This window comes from Peribacillus sp. NPDC006672 (assembly GCF_050274955.1).
Taxonomy (GTDB): domain Bacteria; phylum Bacillota; class Bacilli; order Bacillales; family DSM-1321; genus Peribacillus.
This window is the reverse complement of record NZ_JBNNOR010000001.1, coordinates 315741-339109: the sequence shown is the minus strand read 5'-3', so window position 1 is coordinate 339109 and position 23369 is coordinate 315741. Positions and strand designations below refer to the sequence as shown.

Below are 23369 nucleotides of genomic sequence, written 5' to 3'. Positions count from 1 at the left end.
ATCTCACTCTTATATTACTTAATTAACATTGCATCTCCAAAACTAAAGAACCTGTATTTTTCTTCCACAGCCCTTTCATAGGCATGAAGAACATGTTCCCTGCCTGCGAGGGCGGAGATAAGCATGATTAAAGTTGATTTTGGTAAATGAAAATTCGTAATCATCGCATCAATCCCTTTGAATTCATAACCAGGATAAATGAAAATACTCGTCCAGCCACTTTCTTCCTTAAAAACTCCATCATTACGGGACGCAATCGTTTCCAGCGTTCTCGTCGACGTAGTACCGACCGTGATGATTTTCCCGCCTTTTTCTTTCACATCATTCAGTAATCTGGCTGTGCCTTCAGTCATTTGGTAAAACTCTGAATGCATTTCGTGACTGTCAATATCGTCCACGCTGACTGGGCGGAACGTACCTAGTCCAACATGAAGCGTGATGAAAGCGATGTGGACGCCCATGCCTTTAAGTTTCTCAAGCAAATGCTCGGTAAAGTGCAGCCCTGCCGTTGGGGCTGCAGCCGACCCGCGTTCACGCGCAAATACCGTTTGATAACGGTCCTGATCGTCGAGCTGTTCCTTGATATATGGAGGTAGCGGCATTTCGCCAAGTTCCTCTAATATCTCATAAAAGATACCTTCATATTGAAACTTAAGGATTCGACCGCCATGTTCAAGTACACCTGTGCAGACGGCACTCAGCTTACCATCGCCAAAGATGATTGTCGTGCCTTCTTTAATTCGTTTCGCTGGCTTTACAAGTGTCTCCCATACATCATCATGTTCTTGTTTCAACAGCAAGACTTCTACTTTTCCACCTGTTTCCTCTTTACTGCCGTATAGTCGGGCCGGCAGCACCTTCGTATCATTCAACACAAGGCAATCTCCCGGCTTGATATATTCTGTGATATGGCTGAATACATCATGCTGGAGCTTACCGGTTTCTTTGTCCAAAACCATCAATCTACTTGCTTCCCTATCCTCCAAAGGAACTTGTGCAATCAATTCCTCCGGTAAATGAAAATCAAACATTTCCAATTTCATCTGTTCCACTTCCTAACCTGTCTTTCAAGCTGTAATTATTATTTAAAACGGCCGATCAAATAAAAAATGGCGGACAACACAACACTGACGATGATTGATGTAACGATAGGAAAGTAAAACGTCGTATTCCCCTTTTTTAGAAAAATATCTCCCGGCAGCCTGCCGAGATGAATATATTTCATCGCAAAACCAATCACGAATATAATCACACCCAGTATCATTACCATTTTTGGGATATTCATCCTTCAGGCATCTCCATTCCGAAATGCTCATAAACCAGCTGTGTTGCCATCCGGCCTCTTGGAGTCCGCTGAAGAAAACCGACTTGTAACAGATATGGTTCATACACGTCTTCAATCGTATGTGCCTCTTCGCCAATCGTTGCAGCAATCGTTTCCAGACCCACGGGTCCACCTCGGAATTTTTCAATGATCCCTTTAAGTAATTTATGGTCAATATGATCGAGTCCTAAACGGTCGACCTGCATTAATTCAAGCGCATAATCGGCAAGTTCAGCAGTTATCGTACCATCACCGCGTACCTGGGCGAAATCTCTGACCCTCCGTAAAAGCCGATTAGCAATCCTTGGGGTGCCCCTTGACCTTCTTGCAAGCTCTGCAGCTGCTTGATCATTCATTTCCGTATCCATGATTCTTGCGGTACGGATGATAATATCTGCCAAATGGTTTTCCGTATAATATTCAAGACGGCTCAAAACGCCAAAACGGTCCCTGAGCGGTGCAGACAGTGACCCTGCACGTGTCGTGGCCCCTACAAGGGTGAACGGAGGCAGGTCGATTCTGATCGAACGGGCTTCCGGCCCCTTACCGACTACAATATCCAGACAGAAGTCCTCCATAGCCGGGTATAGAACCTCTTCGACAACACGAGGAAGTCGGTGAATCTCATCAATGAATAACACATCACCGGGTTCAAGTGCACTCAAAATGGCCGCCAGATCTCCCGGCCGCTCAATGGCGGGACCGGAAGTCGTGCGGATATTGACACCCATTTCATTGGCGATGATGACAGCTAGCGTCGTCTTCCCAAGACCGGGCGGACCATATAAAAGTACATGGTCAAGCGTTTCTTCCCTCATCCTTGCCGCTTCAATATAAACACTCAAATTCGCTTTCACTTTATCCTGTCCAATATATTGCTTTAAGTTTTGCGGCCGCAAACTTTGTTCAAAGGATAGTTCGTTCAGATCGGCTTCCTGATTGAATATTCTCTCCTCCATTGCGCCACTCCTTATCTTAACATCATTTGCAATGCTTTCTTAATGTATTGCTCGGTCGTCAAATCTTCCGTCTGCAACTTCTTAGCAACCTTTTGGATTTCCTTTTCAGAATAACCAAGAGCCTTCAAAGCAAGAACGGCTTCATCCAACGCTTCCGTAAAACCATTGGGACTGAGTGCGGCCGTGACGCCTTCATTAAACAAGCTTGGAAAAGCATCCGGAATAATGTTCTCAAGTTTCCCTTTTAAATCCAGAATCATTTGCCGTGCCGTTTTCTTTCCGACTCCCGGGAATTTCACCAAAAACGATTCATCTTCACTTTCGATCGCCTGCACCACCTGATCAACCTGTCCTGATGCTAATATGGCTAGAGCACCCTTCGGTCCGATTCCGGTTACATTCAATAATTTTGTGAATAATGCCTTTTCTTGACGAGTCTGAAATCCGTAAAATGCAGCCATATCCTCGCGCACATAATGATACAAAAAAACTTGGATTTCTTTCTGGTATTGGGCGGAAAAAATAAAAGGATTCGGCGTCATCACTTGATATCCGATTCCCCCATTTTCCACAACTATGTATTCAGGTCCAATATAATCGACCTTGCCTTTTATATAATCATACAAATTAATTCTCTCCCTGATTTTGCTGTACCTCTCATTTTATCATAAAAAAGGAGGGTTGTTCATTAAAAGTTATTTAGCAGTCGGCAAAGACTTTTCCAATGGACGATATCCCGTTTTATCGATTTGGGGTTTACGGTTTTCTGGTGAAAAACAAAGAGGATGGGCGTCATCCCATCCTAGTTTACCGAATATGGCTCATATTCTTTAATGAGCTGTTTATATTGGTCTTTATTCATGATCGGTATCCCTTTTTGCAGTTCCTCCTGCTTGTATACTTCAAGTTTACCAACGTCTATTTGGTAGAAAGTATGAATGATTTTGGCGTGCTCAGGCCTTCCGATAAAAATGGATAATGTACCATCTTCCCTCATCCCAAGGTAACCATTCGCTTTTAAAAGCGGAGATATGTCATTTTCAATTTTCTTAAGGATAATATGTTCTTCATTTTGACCGACCACTTTCCACCCTTGATATTTTGACCAAAAGTCCTCCATCGACCAAATTGTTTCTGTCAATTTCTCCTCACTTAACTCACCATCCAGATACATACGCTGAAGAATGACTTTCCTTTCAATTGGATCATTTTCCTTTTGCACAGGTTCTTCGGCAAAAACGGTTAAACAAAATGGCAGTATGAAAAGTATCATGAAAAATTGGATCCTTAGTTGATTAATCAATATTCTCACCTCTTAAGGCGTTTACTTTTTAAGTAGTTTGACCCAAATAAGGATTATTAACCCGAAAAAATCAAAAAGGGCTGACCAAAATAATCGGGGTCAGCCCTTTAATTATCTTAAGTGATCTTGATGAATGTTAAGATTCTCGAACATGTCATTAGCATCCAGAATGATTAATTCCCTCGTATCGCCATCACGAAGATTGTTATCAAGTGTCATCGACCTGTAATAGACACCTTGATCGGTAGTGACGTATAAGGTCCGGCCATTAGAAAGCGGTCCGATTTCATTCTTGACTTTTTCTTTAACAATTTTTGCTTGGCTGTAGTCATTAAGCAGCAAGGCAACCAGCATTTCGTCTTTCATGATGATTGTTCTGGCATCGATAACAGGGTCCACTTCATTGGCGACCCCATTAGCTTTGTCGGCTAACGTGCCTTCATATGAATTATAATAAGATGATCGGGCCCTAAGCGGTTTACTTTCATGGCCATGGTAATTACGGTCCCGCGTACTGTACGCATCATCTTTATCGTATAGACCTTGCCCCATATTCCGATAATTGATGTTTCGTACCAATACATCTTTTTCAGTTGTATGGTACCCTGTTTTATTCGTGATATTTTCATTTTTCGCTGTATCATTATTAGCGCATCCAACCAAACTGACAGCGACTAATACCGTATAAAGCGGCAGTGACCATTTTATTTTCTGCAAAATAACCCTCCCATTGCAATAGAATGAGCTATATTCCGCTCATAATTAGCATGGGTGTCTAACGATAAATGTACTCTGTAAGTTACGGCCAAAAACGCGTTTTATTTCCTATTTAGGGAAGAAATCTTCTTCGCCAACTTTTCATTCATCTCCATCCGCTCCGAAAAACCTTCCACAGTCATTTTCCAGACCGAATGAAGCTGAGAAGAACTTTTATTAAGACGATTCCATTCACGGAAAATATCCGTAGGATAAGTTAAAGCATATAAAAAGGCCAGGTCAGACTGATAACTTTGCAATTGCGGCACTTCCCACAACTTGGTGGCCGCATCTTCCAAATGATGCGAAATTCGATTTGCATATTGTAAATAATCAATGCATCTTGGAGCACTTGCCATTAGATCAAAATCGATTAAGGTTAAAATGCCGTCTTCTCTTCGCAAGAAATTATGGTGGGCACAATCACCATGAATGATGACTTTCTTTTCCTTACTCCATAAAGACTGATTTTCATCAAACCCCTCTAATGCCCACTCCCCCCATCTAATCCATTCTTTAATAATATCTTCGGAAACATATTGGCGAACATAGGAAAAGTTATTTTTAAATAGTGATAAACGTTCTTTCCATTTTTTTGATTGATCGAAAACAGGCGCGTTAATGGAGAGATGTTCCGAAACATCATGGAAGTTTTCCAGTAACTGAATTCCCTCTAAACGGTCCTTATGACGGGAAAATCGAAATTTTTTCTTACTCGGCGGAAAATAGTCCATACTGCCATACCATTTCCCTTTGAATTGAAAGGGCATTAAATTCTGATGAATATAATACGTTTGATGGAAACCCTTTTGTTTTAATAAAGAAGTCAATTCTCTTTGCCGATCCCATTTTTCAAAACTGCTGAATCCTTTAAGGATCATTGGATGACCCTTTTCAAAAGTTATTAAATAGACACTGCTTTGAAGATGCTGGATGTTCTTTGGTTTACGATTTATATAAGAGAGGAGACGCGTGTTAAAAACACTGTCTCCTTGATAATTAGTAGTCATCGCTTTCATCTACATATGTTGGTATCCCAAATGTTTCAGGAGCACGAACGCCTCCGAATTGGCCTGGCTGGCCTCCCATTTGTCCAGGTAACATAGCTTCAGGTTGCCCCCCAAGCTGACCACGCATCATACCCGGCTGACCACCAAATTGACCCGGCATCATCATCCCTGGTTGGCTTCCGGGCTGGCCCATCATTCCTGGTTGGCTTCCGGGCTGGCCCATCATCCCTGGTTGGCTTCCGGGCTGGCCCATCATCCCTGGATGGCCTCCTTGATGGCCTCCCATCATCCCTGGTTGGCCTCCTTGCTGGCCTCCCATCATCCCTGGTTGGCTTCCTTGATGGCCACCCATCATCCCTGGATGGCTTCCTTGCTGGCCTCCCATCCCTGGATGGCTTCCTTGCTGGCCTCCCATCCCTGGATGGCTTCCTTGCTGGCCTCCCATCATTCCTGGATGGCTTCCTGGATGACCTCCCATCCCTGGATGGCTTCCTGGATGGCCTCCCATCATGCCTGGATGGCTTCCTTGCTGGCCTCCCATCATGCCTGGATGGCTTCCTTGCTGGCCTCCCATCATGCCTGGATGACTTCCTGGGTGGCCTCCCGTCATGCCTGGATGGCTTCCTGGATGACCTTCCATCATCCCTGGATGGCTTCCTGGGTGGCCTCCCGTCATGCCTGGATGACTTCCTGGGTGACCTCCCGTCATGCCTGGATGGCTTCCTTGATGACCTTCCATCATCCCTGGATGGCTTCCTGGGTGGCCTCCCGTCATGCCTGGATGGCTTCCTGGGTGGCCTCCCGTCATGCCTGGATGGCTTCCTGGGTGGCCTCCCGTCATGCCTGGATGGCTTCCTTGATGACCTTCCATCATGCCTGGATGACTTCCTGGGTGGCCTCCCGTCATGCCTGGATGGCTTCCTTGATGACCTTCCATCATGCCTGGATGGCTTCCTTGATGACCTTCCATCATCCCTGGATGGCTTCCTTGATGACCTCCTGTCATCCATGGTTGACCTCCACCTTGGCCTCCTATCATCATGCCTGGATAGCTTCCACTTTGACCGCCCATCATCATACCTGGATCGCCTCCACTTTGACCGCCCATCACCATACCTGGATCGCCTCCACTTTGACCGCCATATTGCTGGACTTGAGCCGATTCTTCTGAATCTGCTTCATATTGATGCTGCATCTCTTTTCCCATCTGAGATTCTTTAGCTGACACTACTGGATATGGTGCTTGATGGTGTGATTGTACGGATTGATGTTGGTGATAATCCGGATGATGATGTGCTTCGAAATCCATTTTTTTGTTTCCTTTATACTGCCCCTTCGCTTCCGGCCCATAAGTTCCAAGTACCCCCTTATTACAGCCGCAATCTTTCTCTTCCTCACCGGCTGACTGGGTATAATGCTGATGAACGTTATGGTAATTGTGTGAAGAAGACGATTCCACTGATGACCCATAATCTTGTGACCCTGCTACATGAGCTTGTTGATTCATCCCTCCATAAAAATGGTGCGGAACCGGTGCTGTGGCTTGATATGGATAATGTTGCTGGCCTGGCGGATTCATACTTGCCCCTTGAACAAATCCTTGCCCCATCGTTTGCATGTCAGAAGATTCTCCCCAAACATCAGAACTTTCTTCCATCATTTGATAACCTTGTGGAGCCGCCTGGTACCCTTGAGCACCTTGATATGGGGCTTGCATCCCTTGCATCTGCATATACGCCCATGGAGGCGGCTGAATACAATAACCGCTTCCAGGCATGATTGGGGTTACTGGAATACACTCATCCACCGGCTCACAATATTCCTGTACTGGCTGAACAGCTGGCTTTTTCTTCTTCTTCTTTTTAGTGACTACCGGCACTTCTTTTTTCTTTGGTAAAGGTGGTGGTGCAGGAGGCTTCTGTACACTCATATTGGTCATGTTGACCATATAATAATTATTGACATCGATTTCTGGAATCACTGGCGTCGGTACTGGCACTTCTTTTGGAACGACTATTTGCTTTTCTTTAATGATTGGCTTTGGCTGAACGATCTGCTTCTCTTTCTTAGCTGGCTTTGGAACGATCTGCTGCTCTTTCTTAGCTGGCTTTGGAACGATCTGCTGCTCTTTCTTAGCTGGCTGTTGAAAGATTTGCTGCTCTTTTACTGGTTTTTGAACGATTGGTTTTTCTTTAACCAGCTCATGTTGAATTTGGGATTCTTTCATTCCCTGTTGAATATTCACGTTTGGTTGAACCGTTTCTTTCATTCCCTGTTGAATATTCGCGTTTGGTTTAACCGTTTCTTTCATTCCCTGTTGAATATTCGCGTTTGGTTGAACCGTTTCTTTTATTACAGCTCCGGATGTCCCTGGTATTTTAATTTTCATTCCGGGCATCATCATGTCCGGGTTGCTCAATTGCGTGTTAACTTTTTTAAGTTCTTCAAAACTGACGCCGTATTTTTTGGCGAGCTTCCAAAGCGTATCGCCTTTTTGGACTATATGAATTTTCACGCTGTTAACCCCTCCTGTGCATATGTCCATATATTCTATGATGCAGTGGGTGAATTGCTATTATTTTTATCATGAAAACTTATGCGTAAAAAATGGCTTTTATGATTGGATCAATGATTTAGGGAAATGAAAGGTACTTTTTTAAAGAAGAAATAATCGATATGGCATCTCGGAAAAAGGATAATCCATCTCTTTGGACCTGCCTCCATTTCCTGAGGCACTCTAAAAAGGTTCTATAATTAGAAAGGAACCATTGCATTCATCCTAAAAAAAGGATTACGTTAGGAATGCATCATGAAAGAAACGCTTCCCCCAACCTGTCTAAACTAAAGGGAAATCCTAGTATAAGAAAGTTAATGACCTAAAACTGTGGCTTCAGAAAACTTATCTTACATTCTGGGAGGAAAAAGGAGACAGGGCAGCTCAAACGTCGAGGGCAAAGGTATGGCCGGAATCGGCGAAGGGAGGATTAGCAATCATCTTGATGGTGACGCTCCTTGGCGGTAATCACAGATTCGGATTACTTCTATTTAAAAACAAAAAAGACTGTAGACAAACTCAATAATTTATCGAGTTTGTCTACAGTCTGAGGGGGGCTTCTGCCCCACTTTTCTTATGTTATAAAAAGCCTTTTCAATTTTATTATATTGAAAGGATTAACTCAAACCCGTTCCAACATTCTGTTTAAAGCTAGTATGGCATTATCCGCAATGCCCTTCTCGACTTTTATTGGATTAATGATAATACCTTCTTCAATTGATTCAAGCGCCCAAAGCAAGTGAGGCAAATCAATCCGGTTCATCGTAAGGCATGGACACATATTCGGATTTAACGAGATGATGTTCTTGTCAGGGCTATTGGCGATAAGCCGTTTGACAAGGTTCATTTCCGTGCCGATTGCCCAAGAACTACCTGGTTCAGCCTTTTCTATCATAGTAATGATGTACGATGTCGAACCCGCATAATCCGACAGGGCGACTACCTCACGGCGACATTCGGGATGAACGATGATATTCATTTCCGGCTGCTCCGCTCGAAGGGTTTCAATATTCGCCGTCGTGAAATTTTTATGGACCGAACAATGCCCTTTCCAAAGAAGTACCTTCAGATCTTCGAGTTCCCCTTCATAGATTAATTCATCCTTATGAGGATCCCAGACAGCCATTTCATCCAATGGAATGCCAAGGTCAAAGGCTGTATTCCTCCCAAGATGCTGATCGGGAAGAAAAAGGATCCGTTCTTTTTGCGAGAGGGCCCACGATACCATCCCTTGTGCATTTGAAGAAGTCACCGTCGCCCCGCCATTTTTCCCAACAAAAGCTTTGATGGCCGCAGTCGAATTAACATAAGTGAGCGGAAGGATCGTATCGCCAAATAAATCCTGAAGCTTTGTCCAGGCCCGTTCCGTTTGTTCAATATCCGCCATATCTGCCATGGAACAGCCTGCACGCATGTCAGGAAGGATGACCGTCTGCCCTTCTTCTGTCAAAATATCGGCCGTTTCAGCCATGAAATGCACGCCACAAAACACGATATAATCCGCTTCGCGATTTTCTGCGGAAAGCTGTGCCAACTGAAGTGAATCTCCCTTTACATCCGAAAATTGAATGACTTCCTCCCGTTGATAATGATGACCTGGGATATAAAGCCGCTTTCCCAGTCGGTTCTTAATGTCATGGACCCGATTTTCCATATCTTCCATTGTCATCGTTTTATATTTTTCAGGCAATACATTACCTGCCGTGCTAGCCATCTCCAATATGTTCATTTCAATATCCCCTCACGTTCTTTGACCTTTGCGCTAATATCAAGTGCCCTGACACTGTGAGTCAGACTGCCCAACGAAATATAGTCAACCCCTGTTTCCCGATATGTGGCTAGATTGTCTAAATGGATACCTCCGGAAGCTTCAGTTATGATGTGGGCAGGAACCAATTTGATCAGTTGTTTAATTTCTTCGGGGCTCCGGTTATCGAACATGATGATATCAGCACCGGCTTCCACTGCTTCAAGCACCTGTTCGATTGATTCCGTTTCCACTTCCACTTTAGTGGTATGTCCCAGTTTAGATTTTACCGTTTGAACCGCCTTCGTTATGGACCCAGCAAAAGAAATATGATTATCCTTTATCATGACGGCATCAAATAGACCATATCGGTGATTGAATGCCCCGCCTGAACGGACCGCATATTTTTCAAGCATCCGCAGGCCAGGTGTAGTTTTCCTCGTATCACAAGCTCTCGTCCTCGTCCCCGCTAATATCATGGTAGCTTGATGAGCCTGTGTTGCAATGGCGGACATACGCTGTACTAAATTCAAAACCACCCGTTCCCCTTTTAAAAGAGAAGCCATATCGCCGGTCATTCTTGCAAGTTGATGTCCTGGTTCAAAAACTTCGCCATCATGAACAAAAAGAGAAACCTCGATTTGCTCATCCAACAATGCAAATCCCGTCTTGATGACCTCACTTCCACTAAAAACTCCACCTTCTTTTGCAATGAATGTCAAAGTCCCTTGTTCACCTTGATCAAAAATCGTATCACTCGTTACGTCGCATTCACCTATATCTTCCATCAAAAATTGTTGGAGCATCTGCTTAAGCTTCAATATATTCATATAGTCGTCTCCCTTTCACTCGATTTTTCACATCTGTGCAAGCAAGGATAACCGAATTTTCAAGCCATTTGGAGTCATCTTCGCCTGGATAGTCACTGCGGAAATGACCGCCCCTGCTTTCCGTTCTGGTCAATGCGGATTCGGCAATCAGCCACGCCACGATTGTGGCATTGATTTTCGTTATCTCATTTATCGATAATGCCGTTACTTCCATATGCAGCAATTTTTCGATATTGAATGTTTCAAGATAATCCTTCAGTCGAGTTAAACCTGCTTCATTTCGAACGATTCCTGCTTCGTTCATTAATTTTTCCTGCAATGTCGCGAGATCAGGTAAAAAGGTAAAATTGCAGGAACCTTTGGACTGCTCTTTTTCTTCCGGTATCGACCTTGCTGGCATGTTAGCTAGCAACTGACCAAGCGCATTTCCAAAAACCAGCCCTTCGAGCAGTGAGTTGCTGGCCAATCGGTTCGCCCCATGTACACCAGTGCATGCCACTTCACCAACTGCATACAAAGAGGGGACAGAGGTTCTCCCCCATTCATCCACTTCAATCCCCCCCATCAGGAAGTGGTTTCCAGGTGCTACAGGGATTTTCCCGAATTTAAGGTCCAGCCCACTTTTTTCACATAATGAGCTCACTGTCGGAAAACGCTTCTTAAAATCCTTAATCATTGAAATATCCAAAAATACCTTTTCACCGCGCTGTAAATAAGAAAAAATCGTCTGTGCCACAATATGCCTTGGAGCCAGATCTTTCATGACATGGACATCCTCCATGATTGGCCTTCCCATTTCAGTCACTAACCTTGCACCATCCCCGCGGACCGCTTCTGAAACCAGCCCTTCCGCTTTACCATTTATAAAAAGCAGAGTCGGATGAAACTGTATGAATTCCATGTCACGAACTTTTGCCCCGGCCTTGAATGCAAGTGCGATTCCATCTCCTGAAACCGTTTGCGAATTTGAAGTGAAATGGTATAGGGAACCACAGCCGCCAGTTGCCAAAACCGTTTGTTCCGCGTGGTACGTTACAAGTTTCCCAGCCTTATCAAGAGTTTTGACGCCTATGCAAGAATCATCTTTTCCGATGATCAACTCCACCGCTGGCGCATTCTCGACGACAGTAATCGCAGAGTTTTTCAAACACCCTATTAGATGTTCCATGATGTACTTTCCTGTAGCATCCCCATGACTATGAAGGATTCTCCTTTCACTGTGGGCACCCTCCATGCCAAGCATGATAGTACCGTCATGATCATGGTCAAATTGCATACCGGAACGAATAAGTTCAGCTATCACCGAAGGAGCCTCTTCGACGAGTTTTTCCACTGCCTTTTCCTTGTTATAACGCTGACCAGCCTCCAGCGTATCTTTTTTATGAAAGGATACTCTATCACGATCAGATATTGCTGCTGCAATCCCGCCCTGTGCTAAATAGGAATTACTATGGCGGATCTTTGATTTTGTGATGAGTATCACATGCTTATGTTTACTTGCTTCCAATGCCGTTTTCAAGGCACCAATCCCGCTACCTATAACGATGATTCCCGCTTTTACCATTATTTCATTCCTCCTGTTTACGACAGGTGTCTTGACAACTATATTTACATATTATTAAACTATTATCAAGAGATTTTTAAGATTAAAGGATGGAAGTGATTGCTTGATTTATTTAGATTATGCAGCCACAACGCCGCTTGATGATGAGGCACTCGATGTATTCAGCCAAGCATCCCGGAAATTTTTCGGGAATGCGAGCAGTTTGCATGATGTTGGCTCTGAAGCGGCACATTTATTGGATATATCACGGCAGCAACTCGCAGAAATGCTGAACATAAAAAAGGAAGGAATCATCTTTACGAGCGGCGGATCAGAAAGCAACATGCTTGCCATAGATACATTCATCGCTTCTAAACCAGCCTGGCAGAACCACCTGATTGTAAGCCGAACTGAACATGCATCCATTGCTAATTTTGTCGCAAAGCTTGAACATGAAGGCTACGAGGTTACGTATTTACGGCATTTGGAAGATGGCCGAGTTGACATTGAACATCTACAGGAATGCCTGTCGGAGAAAACTTGCTTGGTCATCGTCCAACATGTGAATTCAGAAATCGGGGTCATTCAACCCATTGAGCAAATAAGTAAAATCGTTCGAAGATACCATGCTTTCTTGCATGTGGATTGTGTCCAATCATTTGCTAAATTGCCGCTTGGGAAGTTATCTGCCTTATGTGATGGATTATCAGTTTCCAGTCATAAAGTTTATGGTCCAAAAGGGACTGGAGCCGTCATTTTCCCGGCCATCCATCAGTTGAAGGCTTCTGTACCGAATATCACTCATGAATTTGGTTTCCGGCCAGGGACAGTGGACGTCCCTGGTATAGCTTCCTTCGTAACCGCTGCAAAGAAATTAGGGAATATCATGGAAGATGAACGGAAACGGATTTCCATGCTTAGGGTGCAATTGATCGAGCGGCTTGCGGAAAGGAAAGTCGATTTTCAAATCATCGATGCGAAGGACCAGCAATTGCCCCACATTCTGGCGCTGACCTTTGCAGGATTGCAAGGACAGTACATCATGCTGGAATTAAACCAGAAGGGATTCGCAGTATCGACGGGAAGCGCCTGTCAAATCGGTAAACAGGATCCTTCAAAAACCATGATGGCCATTGGGAAAAGCGAAGATGAAGCACATCAATTCGTCCGTTTTTCATTTGGTAAAAATACAACAGCCGACGACATCCACAAGTTGGCAGACTGTCTCGAAATGATAGCTTCCATTCGATAAAACCCTCCATTCTATGGTAGAATGTTTGTTAATAAAGAGGTGAATGTTTATGGAAAGAAAGAAATTACTCGGGGAAGAAAGACGAACGAAACTCTTACATTTATTGCAAACAAGCGAGCAGCCAGTAACAGGCAGCGAGCTTTCGCAAATCACGAATGTAAGCCGGCAGGTTATCGTTGGTGACATAACGCTCCTGAAAGCACGGAATGAACCTATCATTGCCACGAGCCAAGGCTATATGTACTTACAAACGGGGAGCACCCAAAAGCCGGAAAGGATAATTGCTTGCCAGCATGATCCTTCACGAGCCCAAGAAGAGCTATATTTACTCGTGGATATCGGTATCACGGTGAAAGATGTCACAATCGAGCACCCCGTATACGGAGACCTGACTGCTTCCATCATGGTCAGCAGCCGTAAGGAAGTCCAGCAATTCCTCTCTAAGGTGACCGCAACGAACGCATCTCTTTTATCGGAACTAACGAGCGGCATCCATCTCCATACACTGAGTGCATCATCAGAAGAATTGCTTGATGAAGCGGAAGGTGCATTGAGGGATGCCGGCATTTTGGTCGATTGAATAAATGAAAATCCTCAAAAGCCACATCTTTTGGGGATTTTTTATTGGCTCCGTACTCTCCACCCTAGATTCTCTATTGCCCTAAAAACCAACAATGGAACCTACCGCATGTACCCAGCCTCCCCATCCCTTGTATTAATTTGGTATTCATGTTCCATATCCACAGGTAGCCTACCGAGAAATACCTATTGTATACGCGTCCATCACAAACGGTGTTTTTCAATCCATACTCATGTTCCTCTAAAGAATCATCTTCAAAGTGATTTCCTTCATCGCTCTTTTCTTGTTAGCCATTTTAGGAACTTGTACACAAGGAAAATACATATCTTAATTGAAACCTTCACAAAAAAATGCCCCGGAAATACTCCTGGGGCACCTTTCTTGTATATAAAGCACAGCTGAGGGTTGTACCATTTATCACTTGGGGAAACGAGAATGCAAAAATTCCAACCTTGTAAACCCAGGAAAAATCGTTTACCGCCGCTTTAAGCGTTTAATTTTCCTGGGAAATCATCGCTGCGGCACACCATTTTGGACTTTAAAGCATGAATAACTTCCCATGATCGAAACCGTACATCCAAGGGCCTCGAGCTCAGAGATCGCTCCTGGAATGAGAACATCGTCAAGGGCCATTTCAATGTCGATGATGAAAAAGTAATTGCCTAATCCTGTTTTCATGGGTCTTGACTCAATCTTGGAAAGATTAAGCTTCCTCCAGGAAAAAGCGGATAGAACTTGGTGCAGCTGCCCTGAGTGGTCGGCAGGCAGCTGAATCATCAGGGTCGTTTTCTTGTTCCCTTCAACGGTCAAATGCCCTTCATAGTTAACTTCACTGTTTGATACGACGATAAACTTGGTGTGATTATGTTCGTAATCGTGAATATTTTCTTCTACAATCGTCAAACCATACTCCGCTGCAGCCATATCATTTGCAATCGCAGCAATATTGATATCTGGATTCTCCATCACCATTTTTGCAGCGGCTGCAGTGGATGTGACATACTCATATGGAATGCCCTTTAGTTCTTTATGGAGGAATTTGCGGCATTGAGCGATGGCATGGGAATGCGAATAAACCATGTCCGGTTTGAAACCAGGATATGCATGATCCGGATGCACCATATAATGCTGTTGGATTGGGATCGTCACTTCCCCTTTCATCGGTAATGTGACTTCATGGACTAAGTAATCCATCGTAATATTTACCGATCCCTCCAAAGCATTCTCGATCGGTACGAGCGCGTGATTCACTTCCCCGTCCCGGACAGCATCAAGGCAGTCTGGAATCGTGTTCATCGGCATTTTTATATCATTAGGAAATAGTCGCGAAACAGCTAAATCCGTGAACGTTGCTTTTGGTCCAAGAAATGCAATTTTTGATGTCATATTATAAACTCCTTTTCACGGAAAATCTATTGTTTATGTTATGCCATTTTCTGATTTTTTACAATAGTTAATCGTTAAATCCCCTTTACAAATAAAAACAGCCTGTACATGTGAAATGTACAGGCTGTTTTCATGCGCCGTTCCCAATAATTTCGACTTTTTCGACGAACTCCATTTTACGCAGCTTAGTAAGCAGATCATCAATATCCATCGTCATCCCACCCGTGTTCAAAGATAGGGTGACATTGGCACGACCCTGTAAAGGAATCGTTTGGTGGATAGTCATGATGTTGCAACCGGATGAGGCGACGAGCCGTAAGAGCTCCGATAGAGTACCAGAACGATCCTCGAGGTAGAAGAACAGTGTAATCAGCTTTTCTTTAACAACAGTATGAAACGGAAAAACCGTGTCACGGTATTTGTAAAAAGCACTCCTGCTTAGGTCCACTCTCTGTACCGCTTCCCAAACTGATTCTGCTTTTCCCCGTTCAATCATTTCTTTTGCATCCAGCGTTTTTCTCATCGCTTCGGGAAGGACATCCTCCCGAACGAGGAAAAATTTCTGATCGGCCTTATTCAAACTCCGCACGCCTCCTTTTGCCTGCCATCATGGTCTTCAATCAATCAATAAATTCAAATTCATATTCAAGGATACGGACGATATCGCCATTTGTCGCACCTTTTTGACGAAGGCCTTCGTCGACTCCGAATGAACGAAGCTGTCTAGCGAAACGACGTATGGACTCATCACGGGTAAAGTCAGTCATTTTGAATAGACGCTCGATCTTGAATCCTGATACGGCAAAGCTGCCATCTGATTCGCGTTCAATGTTAAATTCATCCGACTGTGATGTATGTTTATAAAGAACCCGGTGGATTCCAGTATTCTCTTCTTCATGATCAAGAGGGAACTCAGGCGTTTCTTCGATTTTATCAGCAATTGCATAAAGAAGCTCACGAATCCCTTCACGCGTTACGGCAGATATCGGGAAAACAGGATAGTCTTCTTCCAGCTTTTCTTTGAATGCTGCTAAATTATCTGCTGAGTCCGGCATATCCATTTTACTTGCTACAATGATTTGCGGACGTTCAGTCAAGCGCAGGTTATACTCTTCCAACTCTTTATTGATTGTTTGGTAGTCTTCATATGGATCCCTGCCTTCAAGACCTGACATATCGATTACATGAACGATTACTCTCGTTCTTTCAATATGGCGCAGGAATTGATGTCCAAGGCCCACTCCTTCTGAAGCGCCTTCAATCAAACCCGGTAAATCGGCCATGACGAAGCTGCGGTGATCTTCCGTTTCCACCATTCCGAGGTTAGGAACGATCGTTGTGAAATGGTATTCGGCAATTTTAGGTCTTGCTGCAGATACGACAGAAAGCAAAGTGGATTTCCCTACACTTGGGAAACCAACCAAACCGACATCAGCCAACAGTTTCAATTCCATGATTATATCGCGCTCTTGGCCCGGTTCACCGTTCTCCGCGATTTCAGGTGCAGGATTGGCAGGTGTAGCAAAACGGGAATTCCCCCGGCCTCCGCGGCCACCCTTTGCGATAATGGCGCGCTGCCCGTGCTCAACTAAATCAGCAATGACTTCCTTCGTTTTTTCATCAATGACAACCGTGCCTGGTGGAACTTTGATGACCATATCCTTTGCAGCTGCACCATGCATGTTTTTGGACATGCCATGTTCTCCGCGGGGTGCCTTAAAGTGACGTTGGTAACGGAAATCCATTAACGTACGCAAGCCCTCTTCCACTTCAAAAACGACATTTGCCCCATTACCGCCATCTCCGCCGGCAGGACCGCCTTTTGGTATGAATTTCTCACGACGATAAGCAACTATTCCGTTACCACCGTCTCCGCCTTTTATATAGACTTTCGTTTGATCGACAAACATGCTATCACTTCCTTGTTTTCTGCAAGTCATTTCTTGCTGTATACTTCTCTAAAAGTTAATATCCATCTTAAAAAATATTTCATCCTCATTACATTCGAGAATTTCAATTGATTGCTCGGCCGTTAATGAACTTTCCAAAAACTCGCTCACTGCGGATTGATCAATGAACCTGCCTTGCATATGAAATGAACAGTGCATATCGCTCACTTCTTTTTTACTCATAGAAACAGCTAGTATATTTTCAAAAAACGGGTCCAGATTCTTATCCAGAATTTTAAAGAAATCGTTCGTCCAGCGATACATCAGCTTGTCCATTTCAGCAGAGCCTTCAAAAACATCAATGATTTCATATTCGCAATAAAATGATCCATTCTTCCAATTCGACGTCAACAGCATCTCGGTGAACTTAGGTAAATTCAAACTGGAGAGGCGTGCTTCATTCTGGGTTTCAACGATGATCTCATCAATGATGCCCTTGACACGATCAATTCTGTTCAGCTCCAGATTCCCTTTGATGATTTGAATTTTATTCAGCCAGTCATGCCTGGTTTGACGAAGAGTTTCAATAGTCGTCCAATTTTTTTCCATTATAAACACCTTCAATTATGATAAAGAAACTTTTTTCAGCTCTATCATGTTGAATACTTCCATTTGTACAGTATATCAAAAAAACGACAAACAGGAAATGAAGCTCGATTCACATGCCTTCACATGAAAGCCCCCGTCCAAAAAATACAGCCGCACACCCTGAGTTCTTTGGACGATGGTAGAGCCATTTGAACTAAAAAAGAGAATGGGCCTTATTTATGCACCAATTGGAGATATTATAGTTAAATTGGACTGTCTATTCGGTTTAACCAAATGGGAAGGATGAGTAACCTTGGATTTTCCCCCTGAAAGTTTAAGAAAGCCCGCCGATTGGCGAGCCTTTTGTAAGTCAGAGGTTGTTTTCCTTATACTAATGACTAAAGTCTCCTGCAAAATGCTGGTTATTTATCGTTCCTATAGTATAAATAAAGGGCCAGACCCCTTCTTCACTATATAGCATACCATTATTAAAAATGACGCGGTATATAGTGTCTCGTAGAAGGAATCAGACCCTTTTGAGTCAGCCTCTGTTCAAAGATGCCAATTATGCTTCTTGTGCAACTGGATATACGCTTACTTTTTTACGGTCACGTCCGAAACGTTCGAATTTAACAACACCGTCTACTTTAGCGTATAGAGTATCGTCTCCACCACGGCCTACGTTCTCACCAGGATAGATTTTTGTTCCGCGTTGACGGTAAAGGATAGAACCACCAGATACGAATTGACCATCTGCACGTTTAGCGCCAAGACGCTTAGAGATTGAGTCACGTCCGTTCTTTGTAGAACCTACTCCTTTTTTCGAAGCGAAGAACTGAAGATTTAATCTTAACATTTGTTCCACCTCCTATTGGTTGAGGATAATTTTCATGTATTTACCATAATCACGTTCGATGGTCTGCAGCGATATGAGCATACTGTTCAAAAGCAGCTGAACCTTCTCTTCCGATTCCGGCGAAAGATTCCCCGGAATGACGCAGCGAAGATAGCCGCCTTCCCTGCCTTGCTCAATCTCAGGCTCTACGTCCGTTAAGGACATGATTGCATTGACTCCCCCGAAGGAAACAGCCGATACACCTGCACAAACGATATCAGAACCTTTTTTAGCAAAATTAGCATGTCCGCTTAAGGTGAACGAAGTAATCCGTTCCTGCGGAGCATCAAAGACAACTTTAATCATCTAGAATCAGCCCTTACGCGTTGATTGCTTCGATAACAACTTTTGTGTATGGTTGACGATGACCTTGTTTTTTACGATTGTTTTTCTTCGCTTTGTATTTGAAAACAGTGATTTTCTTTTGCTTACCTTGTTTTTCGACAGTACCTGTTACAGTAGCGCCTTCAACTAGTGGAGCACCGACTTTCACGTCTTCGCCACCTACGAATAAAACTTTGTCAAATGTAACAGTTTCGCCTGCTTCTGCGTTTAATTTTTCAATGTAAACCGCTTCGCCAGCTGCTACTTTAATTTGTTTACCGCCAGTTTCGATAATTGCGTACATACTTGCACCTCCTTAAATGTCTCAGACTCGCCAATCACAGGCGTCCTGTCAAAAAGACAAAAGCTTAAGACCTGTTGTTGAGCGGTTGTAGCACGGGTGCTACAAACATAACATTAAAATCCTAACATGAAACCGGAATGGCTGTCAATATATTTATAAGATTTATCGTCCTTCATTCGAAAGCCCGCCCGATTTCCTGTATGCTCCCGAAGCGCTTGATGGAATAGGCATTCCTGGGACCTGGGATAAAAGATAGGAATAACTTTTTAGCGATCAATTCCTCCAGTGTCTGCCGGTATGATTCCTTTTCACCAAGCAGCACGTCCGCCACCGCTTTACTGACTTCCACCCAGACCGCTTCATCATCCGTCTTCCGGTGTTCAAGCAAATCACGTTCCAAGCGGAAGGCCACCGTCTCCGGGCTCTCAATTTTACCGATACCGCTGCACACGGGGCAAGGCACCGTCATCATTTCACTTAAAGATGGGGATGTTCGCTTTCTCGTCATTTGTAAAATGCCCAGTTCCGTAAAGCCAATGACCTGGACCCGCTTCTCATCCCTCGCCGCTTCCTTTTTGACGATGTCGATGATTTCTTGCGCATGTCGTGATTGGTCCATATTGATGAAATCTATCAAAATGATTCCGCTGATATTCCTCAATCTCAGTTGACGGGCGACCTCTTTCGCCGCAGCCTGATTCACCGCAAACAATGTTGCTTCCTTTGCCACATTTCCGGTGAACTTACCTGAATTGACATCGATTACGGTGAAAGCTTCCGTTTCTTCAAAAATTAAATATCCGCCATTATCAAGCCAGACGATTTTCTTGGCCATTTTCTCGACTTGCGCTTCCACATTCCATTCAGAAAAAATATTCTTACCAGATACATGGGATATTTCCCACTCCTTACGGTTTTCCTGTACCCATTTTTTCAATTCCTGATACGCCTCGAAATCATCGATGGCAAGTTCTCCGGCAGCCGTTCCCGACATTTCAGAAATGATCATATCAAGGTATGTGTCCCTCTCATATAAAAGGGACGGGGCCTTGAGGGACGCAGCCTTAAGTTCAAGTCCTTTAAAGAGCTCCCGCACTATAGTTAACCTATCCAGGAAGAATGTTTCACTTTCGTTCTCCATCGAGGTGCGGACAATCAATCCCTCATCTGGCTTTTTATATTGTAAGGCCGTTTCCCGCCACCGCTTATGCAAATCATCATTTTTGAATTTCTTTGAAACGCCAACATAATCTATTCCATGTATGTATACGAGGGAATCCGTTGAAAACTCGATCAGCCCAGTCAATTTAGCTCCTTTTGTACCCGTTTCATCCCGGGCCACCTGAACTAGCAGCTTTTCTCCTTGACGGACATATTGACCGATTGATGCTTTCCCATCGTTCTTTTTTGTCAGCTGGTAAGAGGGAATCTCGTCACGGTGTAAAAAACCATTTTTCTCTGCACCATAATCAATGAAGACGGCATCCATACCCGGTAACACCTTCGTCACTTTCCCAAGATAAATATTACCGACCGTACTGCGCTTTTGAGGCGGCATGATTTCAAGTTTACGTAAAACACCATTCTCAAGTACGGCCACTCTTTTTTCGCGTGAAGCTAGGTTCGCGATCATCTTTTTCATCAAAAAAATCCTCTCCTCAATTTGAAGAAAGGATAACATATTTAATAAGAATATAATAGGTCGCCGATTTTCCCGTTTGTCATTTTCTCGGAAAAATAGGCATGAAGGATTTCTGTTTCATCCAACGAACCGCTCTCTTTCCCGTTTTTCATGATGATGACGGGGTGTTTACATCCGCGTTGGAACAGTTCCAGCACTTTATAAATCGGTTCTTGTGAATCCACCGAGATCGGCTTCAATTTCGCCAAATCATTCGTATGCCCGTAATGGCGCTGCAAAAGAAAGCGGATAAACGCATAATACCGCTGCCGCCATTCCATGACGAGCGAGAGACTTATGAAAAAGATGATGAGCCAGATGTTCAAATTAAGCGGATCAAGAATGAGCCAGGTCAAGAAAGCCAGGACAGCGAATACTGCAGAAAAATGAAGTGTATGTTTCTGCGCTTCAAGAAAGGTACAGTAAAGGGAAACACCGATGAATAGCAGCCGTCCCCCGTCCAATGGCCAGATTGGCAGTAAATTAAAAACCAGCAGCATAAGATTCATATACAAAAAGGGCTGATACAGCTCATAGGAAATAATAGAAAAGAAATAGAGCAAAAAGGCTGCACCAATTAGCCAAACATGTTGAAGCGGACCGGCGAGCACCACCGCCAAATCCTCCTTCAAACTCTTATTTCCATACTCCTCAGTCTCTACAGCCCCACCAAAAGGAAGCAGCTGGATTGACTTTATCCGCCATTTGAAGTGCTGGGCACAGACGGCATGCCCCATCTCATGAATGAAGACGATAAGCAGCAGCATCATCACTTCAATGAAATGGGCAGTGATGATGGCGATGCCAATGACAAACCACAATGTCGGATGCACCCTGATTTTAAACAGTAATTTCCCATATTCACTCAAATGGAATCACCTTTTTAGGATTGACGAAAGCGTCATTTTCTTTTATCGCTAAATAAAACCTGCCCTTGGATCCATCTTCACTTACTGTAACCTGTCCGACTTCATTGCCCTTTTTAACGGTCTCGTACAATTTCACATCAATCCCTTCCAGCTGCCCATACCAAGATTCACTTTTATTGGCATGCTGAATGACGACCGTCTTTCCAATCCCCTCCTTTTCGCCGGCAAAAATGACTACCCCTTCATTAACGGCCTCCACCTTTGAGCCTTTGCTCGTTTCCAATATGATTCCCTCACCGTTCGTCTCGAAGGTTTGGGTAATCTTCGCAGAGGCTGGCATTGCATAGCCTTCACCCGAGTCGACTGTTTCCTTACCAGCTTCATTCGGTAAAAAAGCAATTGGTTTACCAAACGCACTTTCGTACCAATTGGAGATTGAAGCGAACTGAAATTCCTTGCTCATGTTCTCCGTGACAAAACTTCTGGCAGGGTCAAGCCTTACGGAAGGGTGTTTGAACATCACCGCGATAATCAGGAACAGGCATACACTGGCAAGGACTTTAAAGAAAAAATATTCTTTCTTGAAGAGCGGATGATCTTTCTCGGAATACCCGTTATATGAATCAACTCCATATGGTTCCTCATTGTTGATCTCCGTCCAACTACTGCTTCCTGCCGGTTTATCATTAAACTTACGTCTCTTGGCGATACGATTGCGGATATCTTTCCTCCGATCATCCATTCCAGATCTCCCCCCTGTTCATGTCAACGCGCTATATTACAACGTATGAGCAACTTGTCCTGACTATGCCGGAGAAAAAATTTTCTTTCCGGACATCCCCAGGATTTATAAAGCGAAAAATTTTTTTTGTAGGAAAAATTCACCGGAAACTAAGGAATTCCTCAGGCGTTTTGGGCATCGATTCAGATAATCGAATAATTGAGGAAAAAATCCAATTGATATTGTTCCCCTGAATTTGTTATAATAAAGTGGTTTTAACATTATTGAGGGGGAACATTTTTTTATGTCAATCGAAATAGGCAGCAAAGTACAAGGTAAAGTAACAGGTATCACTAATTTTGGAGCATTCGTAGAATTACCAGGAGGCTCAACAGGTCTTGTGCATATCAGTGAGGTAGCAGATAGCTATGTAAAAGACGTAAATGACCATCTTAAAGTAGGCGACCAAATTGAAGTAAAAGTGATTAGTGAGAAAGACGGAAAAACTGCCTTGTCCATCAAAAAGGCTATAGATAGACCCGAAGGGCAAACCTCTTCTTATACCAAACGCCCACCACGCCAAGGGGATAGCCGTTCTAAAGATTTCCGTTCTAAAGGTAATTTCCAACCAAAGGAAAATTTCGAAGATAAAATGGTTCGCTTTTTAAAGACTAGTGAAGAAAATTTATCGACTCTTAAACGCAGCACCGAATCAAAACGCGGCGGCAGAGGCGGAAGACGCGGATAACCCGCTACATTCCAGCATATAGATAAGGCAAGCCAGGACATGGCTTGCCTTTTTTATTTATTATGATGGAACTGCCCAACAGTTCCATGCAGCAAAAAAAAAGCGA

The 23369-nt window shown here is 43.8% G+C and carries 24 protein-coding genes and 1 other annotated feature; of the genes, 3 read left to right on the top strand and 21 right to left on the bottom strand.

Translation table 11 applies throughout. The features are described 5' to 3' along the window. Window positions 1–14: 14 nt before the first annotated feature. The 11 genes from queA to nadB form a co-directional block, all read right to left on the bottom strand. Window positions 15–1043, bottom strand: a complete 1029-nt coding sequence (gene queA / locus ACQKKK_RS01690; protein ID WP_427613614.1) for a tRNA preQ1(34) S-adenosylmethionine ribosyltransferase-isomerase QueA — start codon at window positions 1041–1043, stop codon at window positions 15–17. Between the two features lie 38 nt (window positions 1044–1081). Continuing rightward, window positions 1082–1285, bottom strand: a complete 204-nt coding sequence (locus ACQKKK_RS01685) for a DUF2905 domain-containing protein (protein WP_427613613.1) — start codon at window positions 1283–1285, stop codon at window positions 1082–1084. Continuing rightward, a complete protein-coding gene (gene ruvB, locus ACQKKK_RS01680; RefSeq protein WP_427613611.1) occupies window positions 1282–2283 on the bottom strand; it encodes a Holliday junction branch migration DNA helicase RuvB in 1002 nt (333 codons plus the stop codon). Before ruvB ends, ACQKKK_RS01685 begins: the two co-directional genes overlap by 4 nt. 11 nt (window positions 2284–2294) lie before the next feature. Further along, window positions 2295–2909, bottom strand: a complete 615-nt coding sequence (gene ruvA / locus ACQKKK_RS01675) for a Holliday junction branch migration protein RuvA (protein ID WP_427613610.1) — start codon at window positions 2907–2909, stop codon at window positions 2295–2297. 176 nt (window positions 2910–3085) lie between these two features. Continuing rightward, window positions 3086–3586 carry a BofC C-terminal domain-containing protein gene (locus tag ACQKKK_RS01670; protein WP_427613609.1) on the bottom strand — a complete coding sequence of 167 codons (501 nt, stop codon included), beginning with the start codon at window positions 3584–3586 and terminating at the stop codon, window positions 3086–3088. A gap of 111 nt (window positions 3587–3697) precedes the next feature. After that, window positions 3698–4303: a YhcN/YlaJ family sporulation lipoprotein gene (locus ACQKKK_RS01665; RefSeq protein WP_427613607.1), complete on the bottom strand. Its 606-nt coding sequence runs from the start codon at window positions 4301–4303 to the stop codon at window positions 3698–3700. Window positions 4304–4404: 101 nt separating this feature from the next. Continuing rightward, window positions 4405–5352, bottom strand: coding sequence for a phosphotransferase (locus ACQKKK_RS01660; protein WP_427613606.1), 948 nt, complete (start codon window positions 5350–5352; stop codon window positions 4405–4407). After that, window positions 5342–7867, bottom strand: coding sequence for a SafA/ExsA family spore coat assembly protein (gene safA, locus ACQKKK_RS01655; protein ID WP_427613604.1), 2526 nt, complete (start codon window positions 7865–7867; stop codon window positions 5342–5344). The genes ACQKKK_RS01660 and safA overlap by 11 nt, the downstream gene beginning before the upstream one ends. 661 nt (window positions 7868–8528) lie before the next feature. Continuing rightward, the gene (nadA, locus tag ACQKKK_RS01650; protein WP_427613602.1) at window positions 8529–9635 is read right to left on the bottom strand and encodes a quinolinate synthase NadA; all 1107 of its coding nucleotides are present in this window, start codon (window positions 9633–9635) and stop codon (window positions 8529–8531) included. Then, complete coding sequence (gene nadC, locus ACQKKK_RS01645) at window positions 9632–10483, bottom strand: carboxylating nicotinate-nucleotide diphosphorylase (protein ID WP_427613601.1); 852 nt, start codon at window positions 10481–10483, stop codon at window positions 9632–9634. Before nadC ends, nadA begins: the two co-directional genes overlap by 4 nt. Further along, complete coding sequence (gene nadB, locus ACQKKK_RS01640) at window positions 10464–12047, bottom strand: L-aspartate oxidase (RefSeq protein WP_427613600.1); 1584 nt, start codon at window positions 12045–12047, stop codon at window positions 10464–10466. The genes nadC and nadB overlap by 20 nt, the downstream gene beginning before the upstream one ends. A gap of 103 nt (window positions 12048–12150) precedes the next feature. Between nadB and ACQKKK_RS01635 the strand changes: the two genes are divergently transcribed. Both ACQKKK_RS01635 and ACQKKK_RS01630 read left to right on the top strand, forming a co-directional pair. Beyond that, window positions 12151–13278, top strand: coding sequence for an IscS subfamily cysteine desulfurase (locus ACQKKK_RS01635; RefSeq protein WP_427613599.1), 1128 nt, complete (start codon window positions 12151–12153; stop codon window positions 13276–13278). 49 nt (window positions 13279–13327) lie between these two features. Next, window positions 13328–13858: a transcription repressor NadR gene (locus ACQKKK_RS01630; RefSeq protein ID WP_427613597.1), complete on the top strand. Its 531-nt coding sequence runs from the start codon at window positions 13328–13330 to the stop codon at window positions 13856–13858. A gap of 510 nt (window positions 13859–14368) precedes the next feature. On the opposite strand, the gene pheA is transcribed toward ACQKKK_RS01630, so the two are convergent. The 10 genes from pheA to ACQKKK_RS01580 form a co-directional block, all read right to left on the bottom strand. Further along, window positions 14369–15244: a prephenate dehydratase gene (gene pheA / locus ACQKKK_RS01625; RefSeq protein ID WP_427613595.1), complete on the bottom strand. Its 876-nt coding sequence runs from the start codon at window positions 15242–15244 to the stop codon at window positions 14369–14371. 130 nt (window positions 15245–15374) lie between these two features. Continuing rightward, window positions 15375–15824 (bottom strand): ACT domain-containing protein, encoded by a 450-nt coding sequence (locus ACQKKK_RS01620; protein ID WP_427613593.1) that lies wholly within the window; start codon window positions 15822–15824, stop codon window positions 15375–15377. Between the two features lie 40 nt (window positions 15825–15864). Further along, entirely contained in the window at window positions 15865–17154 is a 1290-nt protein-coding gene (obgE, locus tag ACQKKK_RS01615) for a GTPase ObgE (RefSeq protein WP_427613591.1), read from the bottom strand. Between the two features lie 48 nt (window positions 17155–17202). Beyond that, window positions 17203–17742, bottom strand: a complete 540-nt coding sequence (locus tag ACQKKK_RS01610) for a Spo0B domain-containing protein (protein WP_427613590.1) — start codon at window positions 17740–17742, stop codon at window positions 17203–17205. Between the two features lie 544 nt (window positions 17743–18286). Beyond that, complete coding sequence (gene rpmA / locus ACQKKK_RS01605) at window positions 18287–18577, bottom strand: 50S ribosomal protein L27 (RefSeq protein WP_061143474.1); 291 nt, start codon at window positions 18575–18577, stop codon at window positions 18287–18289. Window positions 18578–18589: 12 nt separating this feature from the next. After that, a complete protein-coding gene (locus tag ACQKKK_RS01600) occupies window positions 18590–18922 on the bottom strand; it encodes a ribosomal-processing cysteine protease Prp (protein WP_427613588.1) in 333 nt (110 codons plus the stop codon). Window positions 18923–18935: 13 nt separating this feature from the next. After that, on the bottom strand, window positions 18936–19244 hold the full coding sequence (gene rplU / locus ACQKKK_RS01595) for a 50S ribosomal protein L21 (protein WP_034308849.1): 309 nt from the start codon (window positions 19242–19244) through the stop codon (window positions 18936–18938). A gap of 13 nt (window positions 19245–19257) precedes the next feature. Next, window positions 19258–19341, bottom strand: a sequence feature (ribosomal protein L21 leader region). Window positions 19342–19416: 75 nt separating this feature from the next. Continuing rightward, a complete protein-coding gene (locus ACQKKK_RS01590; RefSeq protein WP_427613586.1) occupies window positions 19417–20886 on the bottom strand; it encodes an Rne/Rng family ribonuclease in 1470 nt (489 codons plus the stop codon). Between the two features lie 41 nt (window positions 20887–20927). Next, complete coding sequence (locus ACQKKK_RS01585) at window positions 20928–21794, bottom strand: M50 family metallopeptidase (protein ID WP_427613584.1); 867 nt, start codon at window positions 21792–21794, stop codon at window positions 20928–20930. After that, window positions 21787–22536: a peptidoglycan DD-metalloendopeptidase family protein gene (locus ACQKKK_RS01580; RefSeq protein ID WP_427613583.1), complete on the bottom strand. Its 750-nt coding sequence runs from the start codon at window positions 22534–22536 to the stop codon at window positions 21787–21789. The genes ACQKKK_RS01585 and ACQKKK_RS01580 overlap by 8 nt, the downstream gene beginning before the upstream one ends. Before the next feature lie 283 nt (window positions 22537–22819). Here ACQKKK_RS01580 and ACQKKK_RS01575 point away from each other — a divergent pair, with 283 nt between their 5' ends. After that, a complete protein-coding gene (locus tag ACQKKK_RS01575; RefSeq protein ID WP_034308861.1) occupies window positions 22820–23263 on the top strand; it encodes a S1 domain-containing RNA-binding protein in 444 nt (147 codons plus the stop codon). Window positions 23264–23369: the final 106 nt, after the last annotated feature.

Excerpts from the sequence above, each read along its gene's own strand:
- queA (WP_427613614.1), bottom strand. The coding sequence starts at position 1,043 with ATGAAATTGGAAATGTTTGATTTTCATTTACCGGAGGAATTGATTGCA.
- ACQKKK_RS01685 (WP_427613613.1), bottom strand. The coding sequence starts at position 1,285 with ATGAATATCCCAAAAATGGTAATGATACTGGGTGTGATTATATTCGTG.
- ruvB (WP_427613611.1), bottom strand. The coding sequence starts at position 2,283 with ATGGAGGAGAGAATATTCAATCAGGAAGCCGATCTGAACGAACTATCC.
- ACQKKK_RS01660 (WP_427613606.1), bottom strand. The coding sequence starts at position 5,352 with ATGACTACTAATTATCAAGGAGACAGTGTTTTTAACACGCGTCTCCTC.
- nadA (WP_427613602.1), bottom strand. The coding sequence starts at position 9,635 with ATGAACATATTGGAGATGGCTAGCACGGCAGGTAATGTATTGCCTGAA.
- nadC (WP_427613601.1), bottom strand. The coding sequence starts at position 10,483 with ATGAATATATTGAAGCTTAAGCAGATGCTCCAACAATTTTTGATGGAA.
- nadB (WP_427613600.1), bottom strand. The coding sequence starts at position 12,047 with ATGGTAAAAGCGGGAATCATCGTTATAGGTAGCGGGATTGGTGCCTTG.
- ACQKKK_RS01630 (WP_427613597.1), top strand. The coding sequence starts at position 13,328 with ATGGAAAGAAAGAAATTACTCGGGGAAGAAAGACGAACGAAACTCTTA.
- pheA (WP_427613595.1), bottom strand. The coding sequence starts at position 15,244 with ATGACATCAAAAATTGCATTTCTTGGACCAAAAGCAACGTTCACGGAT.
- obgE (WP_427613591.1), bottom strand. The coding sequence starts at position 17,154 with ATGTTTGTCGATCAAACGAAAGTCTATATAAAAGGCGGAGACGGTGGT.
- ACQKKK_RS01610 (WP_427613590.1), bottom strand. The coding sequence starts at position 17,742 with ATGGAAAAAAATTGGACGACTATTGAAACTCTTCGTCAAACCAGGCAT.
- rpmA (WP_061143474.1), bottom strand. The coding sequence starts at position 18,577 with ATGTTAAGATTAAATCTTCAGTTCTTCGCTTCGAAAAAAGGAGTAGGT.
- ACQKKK_RS01600 (WP_427613588.1), bottom strand. The coding sequence starts at position 18,922 with ATGATTAAAGTTGTCTTTGATGCTCCGCAGGAACGGATTACTTCGTTC.
- rplU (WP_034308849.1), bottom strand. The coding sequence starts at position 19,244 with ATGTACGCAATTATCGAAACTGGCGGTAAACAAATTAAAGTAGCAGCT.
- ACQKKK_RS01590 (WP_427613586.1), bottom strand. The coding sequence starts at position 20,886 with ATGAAAAAGATGATCGCGAACCTAGCTTCACGCGAAAAAAGAGTGGCC.
- ACQKKK_RS01580 (WP_427613583.1), bottom strand. The coding sequence starts at position 22,536 with ATGGATGATCGGAGGAAAGATATCCGCAATCGTATCGCCAAGAGACGT.
- ACQKKK_RS01575 (WP_034308861.1), top strand. The coding sequence starts at position 22,820 with ATGTCAATCGAAATAGGCAGCAAAGTACAAGGTAAAGTAACAGGTATC.